At 35.2% G+C, this 13968-nt stretch carries 6 protein-coding genes; all 6 read right to left on the bottom strand.

The window, feature by feature from the left end; all coding sequences use genetic code 11:
- Positions 1-79: 79 nt before the first annotated feature.
- Complete coding sequence (sov, locus tag ACNQGJ_RS03615) at positions 80-7231, bottom strand: T9SS outer membrane translocon Sov/SprA (protein ID WP_417969985.1); 7152 nt, start codon at positions 7229-7231, stop codon at positions 80-82.
- A 23-nt stretch (positions 7232-7254) separates the two neighbouring features.
- Entirely contained in the window at positions 7255-7836 is a 582-nt protein-coding gene (gene ruvA / locus ACNQGJ_RS03610) for a Holliday junction branch migration protein RuvA (RefSeq protein ID WP_417969987.1), read from the bottom strand.
- Positions 7837-7932: 96 nt separating this feature from the next.
- A complete protein-coding gene (locus ACNQGJ_RS03605) occupies positions 7933-10221 on the bottom strand; it encodes an NADP-dependent malic enzyme (protein ID WP_417969989.1) in 2289 nt (762 codons plus the stop codon).
- A gap of 161 nt (positions 10222-10382) precedes the next feature.
- On the bottom strand, positions 10383-10808 hold the full coding sequence (locus ACNQGJ_RS03600) for a CBS domain-containing protein (protein WP_417969991.1): 426 nt from the start codon (positions 10806-10808) through the stop codon (positions 10383-10385).
- A 71-nt stretch (positions 10809-10879) separates the two neighbouring features.
- A complete protein-coding gene (locus tag ACNQGJ_RS03595; RefSeq protein ID WP_417969993.1) occupies positions 10880-12745 on the bottom strand; it encodes a trehalase family glycosidase in 1866 nt (621 codons plus the stop codon).
- A complete protein-coding gene (locus tag ACNQGJ_RS03590; protein WP_417969995.1) occupies positions 12742-13956 on the bottom strand; it encodes an MFS transporter in 1215 nt (404 codons plus the stop codon). Before ACNQGJ_RS03590 ends, ACNQGJ_RS03595 begins: the two co-directional genes overlap by 4 nt.
- Positions 13957-13968: the final 12 nt, after the last annotated feature.

Below are 13968 nucleotides of genomic sequence, written 5' to 3'. Positions count from 1 at the left end.
TAATTATTTATTGATAATTTAAATTTTATGCCACAAATGTAATAATCTTCTATTCAAAAATTGTTCTCTTTGGGAAAAATTAATTCCCAAAATTATACCGAAGTGTAACTCCGGAACGAACATTTGTCAACGGAAAAGAAGTAGATATTACCGCTTTCGAAAAAGAATGATCATAATAGAAAATAGCTGTTAGGTTTTTACTGAAAGCATAATCTGCTTTGACCGTCAAAGACCAGATATTTTGTCCCCCTGCTAATTGATTGTTGTCGTAATCCAAATATCTTACAATCGTTTGATTGTTTCTATAGGCGACGTCAGCTTTCAAATTGATATCACTTTTAATTATTCCTGTTGGATTATCAGCCATCCTGGAAGAGAAAACTACGTCTTTAATACGATAACCCAGTCCTACAACATATTCAATCCCTTTAACTTCTGTCAACAAATTATTATCAAAACTCATTGATAACGCTCTGTCCTTTTTGATTTCGGCTAATACTTTCAATGAGCTTTTCAATTCAAAATCCATTCTTAGTAAAGGATTGAATTGTTCTACCAAGTTAATATTTGACATTATGGTCTGATTGAAAAAGTTACCACTCGCATCCACTCCATTTGGATCTTTGTCGTATTCAAAATTTGATCTAAACGCATTAATCGTATAAGAAGCTCTGTAATTATGCTGCAAAGAGAACCGTTTAAAATTCTTTTTAAAGAGTCCATAACGCATCAAACCGCTGTACTTTATCGACCAGTTCGGAATTGGGAAATTTCTAAAAATACCAAGCGAAACATCAGAAGCATTTCCACCTGAGTACGCTGCTAAAAATGCCGGCAACAATACTGCTTGATTATTTTTGCCAAACCCTATTGGAAATCCATCTTGATCCAAATTACCCGCATTATTAATGTCAATTCCGCGTTGCGACGCTAATCTATTGGCTACTGTAAGCCTGTTCATTCTAAAATCATCAAATGCAACTGATGAATTTTCGTCACTCGCGGAAAACGAAGTTCTTATCAACACCGTAGAAATTGAAAAAATACCGGTATTATATGGCGATCTAGGATTGTAAATACCATCTGTAACATCATACTGTTCTGAAAAATTATCAGAAAACGCGCGATCTAATGTCAGATCAATCTTTAAATCAGGCAATAAATCAACATTTGCCGTAGCTCTAAATAATTTATTGGTCACTTGCGAAAAATTTTGGTTAAAATCAGGATAATTAGTTAACCAACCATTTTTTGCCGCTTCATAACGTACGTCATCTTGACTTCCAAAAATAAATCCTAACGACGGTCTTGATGATCCCAGAAACCCTACACCGGGGGTATATCCCGGTAAAACCGTACCGCTGTTATAGGTGTAATTAATCTGAATATTTTTAACACTGGTCAAAATACCTATAAAACCATCTACAAATTCATTGTTTTTGGGTATTTGAGTAGCATTTGTATTTACTATTTTTTCCCCTGGTTTTGGAGGTGTTGTTTTAGGTTTTGGAACTGTTTTATTGATGTTTTTCGTAAGTCCTAAATATTTATACAACATATCCATATTGAAAGTCGCATTCAAATTGCTTGAACTCGCATTTTGAATGGTATTCCCTAAATTATAATTGATCCCGTCAATTTCTATTTGAGATAACGCATTAGAAGTACGTTGCCAGCTATAGTCTCCCGTGTATGAGTAATTGGCTTTGATAAAACTAAATAATGGAATTTTATTAATTGGAATTTCATAATTCACAACCAATTGCTGCATGTGTTGATTTGGGTCTCCAATATCCCAATAACTATCCCATATCGTAAAAGTATCAATAGGTTCATTATTTTCATTCAAATAATTTTTTACGATATTGCTGGAAGATGCCGTATAGTTTAATTTCAAAGATTTAGTCAAATTGTAATTAAATCCATATTGATAATTGAAAGCAAAATTTCTACGGTACAGGGGATCCAACCCAATTCCTTCGACATCTACCTGTCTAAATTGCTGACGGTTGTATTGTCTGATAATATTGCTATTGAACGATATATTAGAAGGCAAATAATTAAAATTGAAATCACTTAACAATTTCCAATAAGTACTTTTTTTCATGAATTTGGTCTTCTTAAAAGGCTCTATTGATTTTGGTTTAAAAGTGTATCCATAATCTACCGATGTGTTTACCTGTTGATCAACATAATCTTCAATTTCAAAATCATGTCTTTCCACTTCATTAAACGACTGGGAAAAAGTAAAGTTCTCTATATCATAAACATGCTGTTTTTGTTCTGGACCTCTGTCTTTTCTAACCCCAATAAAGTTTATGCTTTTACGTTTTGTATAATCAATAGCTCTTTTTTCGATATTGTCTTTTTCGTTTTGATCAGCCGTATTATCAAGCAATTGTTTTAGACGTATGTCCTGATTAAAAGGATCATATTCCGGAGTTATGGTTTCTTCTCCAATAGCATAATTGAACGGTACATTAATTTGCCATTTTGGAGGCAATAATTTACCAAGATTTACATTGGTCACAATACTATATTGCTCTGTATCCTCTCTATTTCTTTCATTGGGACCCTGTTCCAAAGTTCCAAAACCAATAGTACTCTTTTTACCTGATGCAGAAACTGTAGCAAAATCAGCTAAATTTGTGTCTACATTCAATACAGCTGCCATTCCGCCTTGATTATCCATGTCAGCTAAGCGAAGTTCATTGAACCAAACTTCTCCTTTGATATCATTTCGGGATTCATTGTTTTTTAGACCAACCATAAGAGTTCGCACTAATCCAAAATTAGGATTTCCTTTAATTCCTAACCTCAACCTATCATTTCCGTCACCGTCAGGATTTGTCGGATCACTATCTGCATAATAAATACCATCCAGTGGTAATGTACTCGGATTAATACGCATTGCTATAATTTTCAATTTTGTCAATAAAGCCAATGATAAATCAATCTCATTTTCTTCCGGCCAAACCTCTTCAGCGCTCACAGGAGAACAATCTGAATTTGAAGCAGAAGATGGACTCGTCACTTTTAAAGGGATTTCAATTTGATAGAAATTTTGAGTAAAGTCATTTCCAAAACGGATGAATCCAACCATTTGATTGTCTTGAAGCACAACTTCATTTGGCAATGATTCTGCGTGTAAGAACATTTTTAGTTTCTTGAATTGACGCATATCAATACTTACATTTTTAAAAACTGCTCTGGAGTCTTCTGGCTCTAATCCGTTTCCAGATACTCGCAACGCCAACGACTGCTCATTTTGATTGATAACAGTATTGTTGTTGTACAATTGTTCCCTTTGTACGCCTGGAGGAGTGATATAATTTATGGGACATTTTTCATTATTTTCCTGAACATTAACCGCTAAAACATCGAGATTGGTATCGTCATCAGCAACATTAGTGTCATTAAAATCAAGCGTATTGGTGTATCGCCTCCATTCTCCTCTTACTAGATCCAATGCACCAAAACGAACGGTTACTGCATCACTAAAATCGGTCATAAACATTCTCATAAAGCGAATAGATCTAAAATCAGAAATGTTTCCTATCGTATTTTCAGGTTGAGAAACCGGAATTTTAAATTGCATCCATCTCGCTTCTGTGGTTGAGCCATCTGGCAAAGTCACTTGGGTATTTCTTATATCAGTAATGTAGTTTTGTCCAACATTCATTCCGGGTTGTACATCAATGCTATATTCGTAATACGCATTAATCGTGTTCATGGTATTATCCCTGTTGATATCTTCTACATCGGGAACGGTTGTCGATCCTCTATTAGGGTCATTAATATCAACTGCCGAATTTCCATCAGTACCATTGTACATTTTATATCGGTCCAGAATTCCTCCTGAAGCATTTAAATAAAACGTATAATCATCTGCCGCCGGATCTAACTCAGAAGCGAAACTAGTATACACAGCTCCTTCATTGGTATTTGTCAAGCCATCTAGACCAATATCTTGATTTGTTCTGTTTGCAACATTAGTGTCAAAAGCATAAATTAAAGATTGAGAGGCCGGAACATCTCCCCATAATGGTTGTGGATTAACTACTATTTGATCGGGTCCAAGTCCGTTTTCATATTGTTTTCTTCCGTCTTTCAAAACATCTTCAGATATCTCACCCAAATTGAAATAAATTTTACCAGTATTGGATTGTGGCATCTGACCGTTTCCGACATAAGGATCTAAAACCCAAAACTGTATGTATTCAACATTTCCCTGTTCGAAATTAGTTGAATTTAAAGATCGCATAATTCCACCAAAATTATCTCTTGGATTTACAGCCGAATTTGAACTGTTATTGTAGGGACCTCTATCAGAAGGATAATAACTTAAATCCAACGTATTTATCACTTGGGATTGTCCTTGCGCAATATCAGTCAACGGATACAATTCCTCATTATAAATTCTTCTGGTACTGTTAAATGACAAATCTTCATTTGAAATTCCTGCTGGCTTTTGCGCATAAAAAATCGGGTCAATTGAATACCAGGTTAATTTGGCTCTTTTAAACCCATAACTTAAATCATTCGCACTCGCATTGAAATCATAAGTGCTCGCGGCATTTCTTTCTGGTGTGGATGCCAGACTCCAAGCATACGGTGATCGCATATCAATGGTGGATTGAGACCCCTCAAAATCATCGACATAAATGGTAGACTCCCCCTGAAATTGATCTGCTTTTGGAGTATCTGGTTTCAAAAAAGCGATTTCACCTCTTACAGAAAGATTAGAAGGCACATCAGTATCTACATTTGGTAATTTATTAACCAATCGGGTCAAGAAAGGAACTTCCGTTGAATAATTCGCATTGAATCCATAGATCGTATTGTTTACTGATTCCTGACCAAAACTGGATTTTTGAGTAAATGGTCTTTCACTCATCTTAAGGAAAGTCCCTCCAATCAAGAAATTATCAGAAATTTTATGTTCCACATTTACTCCCATAAACCTTCTGGTTTGTAAACCAAAAACGGAATTATTTTCCAATGACACTTCGATAGGCGTATTAGACGCTTGAAGTGACGGATCTAAAATCTGAACTCGTCCCAACTGATAATTTACACTGTAATCTATCCCTTCAATTAAAACCCTACCTGCAGCGGTGACCACAACAGAACCTTGCGGCACATTGAATGCACCAATTGGTATTCCGTCCCCTCCAGATGATTTATATTTCCCTCTTAATAAAAATTTATTTTTATCGCTGTCCTGTAAAGCTCCTGATTGTGTGTTTCGGTACATACTGGCAAACACGTACTTCTTTTGATTTTCATTATAAGAACTTGCATTATTATAATTTTCAACAGAACCTGTTGATAATTTAGAAAATAATAGTTCTCCAAATGGCTCTTTGGTAGTGAAAATAATTTTTCCATATTGAGCATCTATCGTTAAGCCGGGTAAAAAATCAAAAAAACCATCTCCTCCAACTTGAGGATCATTATTATAATTTAATTTATCCAAGTTAAACACTTTTAATAAAGGCGTCTCGGCAACTTCATTTTGAGGCAATGGATTCGGTGGAAAAGGGCTTCCCGGAACTTCAGTAATATAATTTAAAGGTGAAGGATCCGTGTACAATATGTTAAATCTAAAATCCTCTTGTTTTACTTGATACGCACCCGGAATCTGATAGATATTTTTCATCATCAGGTTCCAAACCGGGTTTTTAACATTGGTCAAATTACTTTTCAGCATTTTCAAAATCAAACTTTGAGAAATAATAGCTTGATTGGAAGGACTGTCTCCTGTGACTACTGTCGCATCTACTCCATCTTTACCAAACTCGCCCACTTGGTACACTTGATCTCCAATTGTATATTGATAGGCAACCGCCAAAACCTCATCATTCGCTAATCTTTGCTGTAAGGAGATATATCCTAACTGGGGATTATAAGTGTATTCATTTGGATTTAGCTTTCGAGCATTTTCTAATTTAGAATAATCCTGTCCTTCGCTTACCGTGACATTAAAACCGGAGTTTGATGTTACGATTTCACGAATATTTGGGTTCAACAAACCACCTCCAACTTTTATTAATTCCGGATTATATGCATTGTTTTTATTATCTGTCGGAGTATTCGGTCCAGCAATAAAAAAGGGAGGACTGGAAGGAATCGGATTCAAGACAACGACTTCATTATCCGCTACACCACTAAATTGAGCTTCTCCTAAATCCTGAAGTGCAATAATATTTCGGAGGTTATTATTCGTTACTACGACCCTATTTTGTTTATTGGTTACCCAAATTTCCAGTCGGGAAATTTGAACTCTACTGTCTATTAAAGGATAATTTGCTAATGATTTATCGTATCTGTTTCTAAAATATTGAGATAAAAAAAAGTGTCTGTCATTATCGTAATCCAATGCAAACATGTCAAAATTTTGAATTGTCCCTCCGCCTTGAGCGATTAAACTTTTAGTTTGTGATTTCTGCTCCGAAAAAACTCCTGTAATAGTTGTTTTCCCAAATTGTAATTGTGTTTTCACACCAAATAAACTTTGCGCTCCTCGAATTAAAGAACTATTCAAAGGCATACTTACATTACCTACTTCGATTTTTTGGATTATATCGTCTTCTGAAGGTGCATATTCCAACTTAATCAGGTTTTGAAAAGCAAATGTTGATTGCGTATCGTAATTAGCGTTTACATTAAGTCGTGTTCCTACTTTACCCATTAAACTCATACTTATTCTTTGATCGAAATCAAAGGAAAGATTCGACCTATTTCTGGGTGAAAAAGAAGGGTTATCTTGTTTTGTATAACGCATTCCTAAATCCATTTCTATAGATCCTGTTGGTTTTACATCAATGGTATTACTTCCAAAAATAGATTCAAAAAGCCCTGATTTAACATAATATCGGGGTAATAAATCTTTTTTAGCGGCTTCACTGCCTTGTTTTTTTCCGTCTATAGCATCCACCTTTTTTTTGAAATAATCGCGCATCGATTCTTTCAAAACTAATTTTTCATATTCTTTAGGGGTCAATATAATAGGATAATTGATAGAGAATCCATCAACAGAATTGGTGTATATATACCGATCTGTAATAGGATCATAAGTGTAAGCGGAAAGAATACTCTTTGGGTTTTTCAGCTGGACTTTTCCTGTAGAAAATCCAGTTTTAACGGTATCCTGAGCTGCAGGATTTACTTGGGCTTGCGATGCAAAACCACAGAATGATACAAGCAAAAAAATGTAAATTTTATGCATACAACTCGTGTTACTTGAATACTCTATAGATTTTTTAAAGCTTTCTTGATGATGGACTCCACAGTAGCCTCTGGGTCATCTTTGACAATCTTTTCTACGATTCTTTCTGAAGATTTTCGTAAAAATCCCAAAACTTCCAAAGCTGATAACGCCTCATCGCGATTTGTATTGCTTTGCGACATAGAAACTTCATCTAAATCATACAATTTTAATATTTTATCTTTCAAATCCAGTATTACTCTTTGCGCTGTTTTACTTCCTATCCCTTTTATAGATTGAATGGTTACAACATCCCCAGACGCTATTGCATTGGTAATTTGTTTTGGGTCTAATGATGAAAGCATTGTTCTTGCTATACTCGCTCCGATTCCAGAGACTGATAATAACATTTTGAAAATCTCTCGTTCTGACTTTTCCACAAAACCAAAAAGTGTATGCGCATCTTCTTTGATTTGAAGATACGTATATACTTTTATAAAATCCGTATTTGGGAGTAAAGAATAAGTATGTAAAGAAATGTTTACATGGTAACCAACTCCTCCACAATCAATAATTATTTGCGTGGGCGATTTCTCTACTAATTTTCCTTGTAAATGTGCGATCATTTATTCTTAAAATATATTATCAAATATAATAAAATTAGCACATAATTGAATCATATTCATCAATTTAACTTCGTTTATACTATATAGATTTTTAAACTAGATTAAATTTGATTTTTTCTTTCCTTTCTCCTGCGCATCAATCACCGCAATTGCCGCCATGTTGACCATCTCCTCAACACTTGCACCTAATTGAAATATATGAACTGGTTTTCCCATTCCTAACATTATAGGTCCAATTGAGTCTACCTTATTCAGTTCTTTCAATAATTTATAGGTAATATTTGCTGATTCCAAATTAGGAAAAATCAATGTATTTACTTTTTTACCAGCCAACTTAGAAAAAGGAAATTTTTCTTTTAACATTTCAGGATTCAGTGCAAAATCTGCTTGAAGTTCACCGTCAATAATCATGTCAGGATGATTTTTATGCAAATAAGCTACTGCTTCTCTAACCTTACCCGCACTTTCATTCGTCGAGGATCCAAAATTAGAAAATGATACCATTGCTATTACTGGCTCAACCCCAAACATTCTGGCGGTTTTCGCCGTCATAATGGCAATTTTAGCTAAATCATCTGCAGATGGGTTAATGTTTATTGCGGTATCCGATAAAAACATTGGCCCGCGAGCCGTCATCATCATATTTGTGGTAGCCACAATGGAGGCTCCATGTGCTTTTTCAATAAGCTGTAGCATTGGCTTGACAACAGACGGGTAACTTCTGGAATGTCCGGTAACTAAGGCATCAGCTTCTCCTTCATTGACCATCATTGCGGCAAAGTAGTTTCTTTCGCGCATTAATTTTTGTGCGTCCAAAAAGGAAATACCGCGTCTTTGTCGCGTAGACCAATACGTATTTGCAAATTTATTTCTTCGTGCTTCTTCTTCGTTAATTTTAGGATCTATAATTTCAACATCGGCATCAAAACCTATTTCTGCTTTTAATTCTAAAATAATTTCTTTGTTCCCTAATAAAATCGGGAAACCGATACCTTCTTCCCATACAATTTGCGCTGCTTTAAGAACATCTAAATGATCTGCTTCAGCAAAAACAATTTTTTTAGGATCCATCTTAGCTCTATTGGTAACCAAACGAACCATTTTATTATCATTCCCTAAGCGGTCTAATAATTCTTCTTCGTATTTTTTCCAATCTGTAATATGATTTAACGCTACACCAGAATCCATAGCTGCTTTTGCAACGGCTGGCGCAACAACAGTTATCAATCTAGGATCGAATGTAGAAGGGATAATATATCCTTTTCCAAAAACCAATTTAGTAGCACCGTAAGCTATATTCACTTGTTCTGGAACCGATTCTTTTGCTAATGCAGCTAGGGCTCTCACTGCTGCCATTTTCATAGCCTCATTTATTTTGGTAGCACGAACATCTAATGCGCCTCTAAAAATATAAGGAAATCCAAGAACATTATTTACTTGATTAGGAAAATCAGAACGTCCTGTTGCCATTATAATATCTTTACGAGTTGCAATCGCAAGGTTATAATCTATTTCCGGATCTGGATTTGCCATCGCAAAAACGATAGGATTTTCGGCCATTCCCAGCAACATTTTTGGAGTCATGATATTGCCTGATGACAATCCTAAAAAAAGATCTGCGCCCACTAATGCTTCTTCAAGACTTATCGGTTTTATATCTTGGGCATATTTTTGTTGTAAAAGAGATAAAGAAGGATTGTCTTTTGTCAAAACTCCTTTACTGTTAAACATCAATATATTCTCAATTTTCACACCTAATAAAACGTACATATTAGTACAAGCTAAGGCAGCAGAACCGGCTCCAGAAACAACCATTTTTACATCTTCTGATTTTTTACCTGCTAATTCTAATGCATTCAACAGTGCCGCAGATGATATGATGGCAGTACCATGCTGATCGTCGTGCATTACAGGAATATTCAACTCTTCAACCAATCGTCTTTCAATTTCGAAAGACTCTGGCGCTTTAATATCTTCCAGATTAATACCTCCAAAAGTTGGTGCTATATTCTTAACAGTTTGAATGAATTCTTCAATATCTTTTGTTCCAATTTCGATGTCAAATACATCAATATCAGCGAAAATCTTAAACAACAGTCCTTTCCCTTCCATTACTGGTTTTGATGCTTCCGGACCAATGTCTCCCAGTCCTAAAACTGCCGTTCCATTAGTGATCACCGCAACTAAATTTCCTTTTGCAGTATATTTATAAACGTTGTTTACGTCTTTGGCTATTTCTAAACACGGCTCAGCTACACCAGGAGAATAGGCCAAAGATAAATCTCTTTGTGTTGCATATTTCTTAGTGGGAACTACTTGAATTTTACCAGGAGTTGGCTTTGCGTGGTATAATAATGCTTCTCTTCTTTTGCTATTTTTGTCCATTGTTTTTAGATTTTATTCTAGCTTACAAAGATAGGGGTCTTGATTTAGAAAAAGAGGACTTTTCTCCCATTCTTTTGTCTAAAAAAAGCCTGTTGTGATTCCAAAAAAAATAAGCTGCACTGATGGCAGCTTTATAGAATTATACTTTTTTTTGGTTTTTTTTATTGTGTAATATAAGAGTTTAAATGTTGAATAGTATCTTTTTGCATGTCGATAATGGCTTTTACCACGTCACTTATAGAAACAATTCCAATTACAATTTCATTTTCCAAAACAGGCAGGTGACGAACTCTTTTGGTACTCATTAATTCCATGCAGTACTCTAAATTATCCGCTGGACTCACTGTAACCACATCTGTTTCCATGATTTCATGAACAAAGGCTTTCTTAGAAGACTTTGCTTTCAAAACAATTTTTCGAGCATAATCTCTTTCAGACAAAACTCCTTTGAGAACAGTATCTTCTATAATTAAAATTGCTCCGATGTTTTTTTCGCTCATCACTGTCAATGCTTCGTATACAGTGTTAGTGGAAAGAATGGAATAAACGTCCTTTCCTTTTGTGCTTAAAATTTGATTAACAGTCATAATAGATTCATTTAGTGAATCATAAAGTTAAAAAAAATATGCGTTCAAATAACAAAAAATATTTTTCAGTTTTAAAATAAATCATCAGGAGAAGTCAATTCTCCTAATTTCGCTTTTAATTCTTCGTTCAAAATTTGCAGTCCATATTGATAGGATGCATTCACCCAGCCAAAACCTTCCTTTGCGATGTAATCAAATTCAGTTCCTACATTACCATATTCAGCAAAAACCTTGTGCGAACTGATTTCCAAATCATATTTTTCCGGAATCGTTCCATTAAAATCCACTGCGTTTTTAGTAATTAGCCACAACCACCGGTACACCATTTCTTGTGCTTTATCCAAATAATTATAGTTAATTAACCCTTCCCATAATAATATTTGATGCGGTGCCCAACCAAAAGGATAATCCCATTGTCGTTGCGAAGCCTTTTTTGGAGCAGTAGCAATACTTGCCTTAGTACTTCCCGTAATTCCTCCTGTTTTTACAAATTGTGGCAAGGCTACTTCAACTAATTTTTTAGCCTGATTTTCATTACACAACCCAGCCCACAAAGGAAAAAATGTTGTCGCCGCTTCAAATGGAAATTGCTCTTGATTCACATAATCATAATCAAAATACATGCTTGCTTTTTCGTTCCAGCACAATTCATTCATTTTATCTTTGCGGAAAAGCGCTTTTTGCTCCCATTCTTCCGAAGTATGAGCTACATCACCAACTTGGAAAGTGTTCCCGAAATAGGTTGCTATTAGGTAAGCGACATCTTTTTCGTATTTATAAAGAAAACTATTTATATCTACCGAGTTTAAATTGGCACACGTATTTATAAGCCTATCGGTTGTGTCATGGCCACTTTCTCTCAAGCTACGGTCATGAACAAAATACATATCAAGATCAGCATCAACAAGAGTTCGGTTTAAATATTGTTTTTCGAACTCTCGAATTGGCAAATTGTATTTTTTAGCATACGGCTCTAAAATATCATCAAAATGACCAGGTTCTACTTCAAATGGCATTCCTACCCCGTCCGCTTTATATCGATTTAAACCTGTTGGTGTCAATCGTTTTCCCTGAACCATCCAAACGGTATTGTATTCCAAGATTACTGTTTCTAAATGACTTCTCAACCATTCTAAACTTGGCGTTTTCTTTTTTACAATTGCGATTAATAATGAAGAATACAATGGTGGCTGCGTTCTTGTTAAGTAATAACTTCTATTCGCATTTAGAATCTTACCGTAATGTAATATCTGATATTTAAAATTGTCCGCAATGGCCATCGCTTTCTCCAGTTGATTGTCAATTATTAAACCAACACCAATAAAATAACTATCCCAACCATACATTTCATTAAATCTTCCGCCAGGAACCACAAAAGGAATCCCTTGCAGACTGTATGTTTTTTGTTCTAAAGCTAAAGCCAAAATTCCCGGTTTTGTATTTAAAACCTCCACATACTCCATCGAAAAATTTTCCGGCAAAATACCTACTTTAAAATTTTTAAGTTCTTTTTCCAATTCCAAAAAATAAGAAACACCCTGTTTGTCTTTTGCCGAAACATAAAGTGTAGGAACCTCATTGGTCGTTTTTTCATCCCGAAGAATTTCGCTCAACCCTTTTTTGTCAATAGTCCTGGTCAGTTCATTCCAATAATCGTCTCTGATTTTTCTTGAAATTCGGTCTACTGGATTTTCTTGAATTCGGTCAAGATCAACTTCACCCACTACTTGATTTGTTTCCTTAAGTTGGGCTAGTTCCTGTAATAAATTTGATAAGTAATAGGTCCCTACAATAATTTGTTCTTGCTTAGTAGCCTCGTCAACTAACACAAATTTTTTAGGTCCTGTATCGTCTTTAGTGATCTTTTTGTCCTGATCAGTATCTTCCTGAAGCAATAGTTCCTGGAAAACTTTGTCTATATTAAGTAAGAATTTCATTTTTTAGCAGTTAAATTTTTTAGAATAACGAAAGAAATAAGTAATAATGACATGGGAATCAATGTGTAATAAAACGCATTTTCCGGTCCCTCATTTTTAAACAAATAGCCAATTACTCTGGAACCCAAAGTGCCGCCAAGTGCAGAAAAAACCACAATTAAACCCGTCATTGAGCTATGCAGTTTTTTAGGTAGAGCGCTTAAAACTACGGAATTTAAAAGCGGATAAATTGGTGCAATAAAAAGCCCCACTAACGGAAAGGCAAATCCTATCAAAGGGATATCTCCAAGCGAATTGATTTCCTTGACGGTCAATCCAATCGTTTTAGGCAGTACAAAAATAACAATTAGCATCGCTGCTACTATACAAAAACTAAGTACCCAAAACCAATTGACTCGTTTAGTAATTTCCCCCGCCACGAGTCGTCCTACAGCTAATGAAATAGCTAAAATACTTGCCATCATGATACTAATATTCTCCGGAAGGTGTAACACTTTACTATTGAAAGTAGGAAGCCAAGACATAATTCCCTGCTCAATCATTACAAATAAGAATGCACTGATTACAAAAACAATGGTTAAAAATTTTGCGAATAATTTGAACATTTGTTTGAAGTCATCGGCTAGATCAACACCCGGAATGTCCGTTTGATTTTCGAATTTGGTGAAAAATAAAAAACCAAAAGACACTGCTGAAATTCCTGCCAATAACCAATATACATTCAACCAAGCATCTGGATTCACTTCTGAATTAAAAGCGGGAAACAAGAAATACGCCAATGCAATCCCTATCATAAACACGCCTTCAATACTACTCATCAAACTATTATGTTGCTGCTGATTCTCCGTTATGGTTCCAATAAGCGAATAAACGGATACTTTTATCAGCGCAAAAGAAACGCCAACGGTAGCAAAAAGCAATTTTGCGGTTCCGAAAGAATTTCCAAAATACATACTTACACACGCTACCGAAACCAAAGCCAAACCAACGAGCATGGCTCTCTTATACCCAATTCTAGGTAAAAACGAAGCGATCAAAAACGAAACAATGGCAATGGGTAAATCCTTGAAAGCCTCTAAGACACTTGCTTGCAATTCATCTACACCATAATTTTTTTGCGCCTTTAATATCACAATTCCTACGCTGTTCAGCAGAATTGCAAATACAAAGTAATTGAGATACATGGCAATTTTAACCGTACTTTTTTTCATCTTTTACAATTT

Origin of the sequence: Flavobacterium cryophilum (genome assembly GCF_048286555.1) — a bacterium.
GTDB lineage: Bacteria > Bacteroidota > Bacteroidia > Flavobacteriales > Flavobacteriaceae > Flavobacterium.
This window is presented reverse-complemented; position numbering and strand designations above follow the sequence as displayed.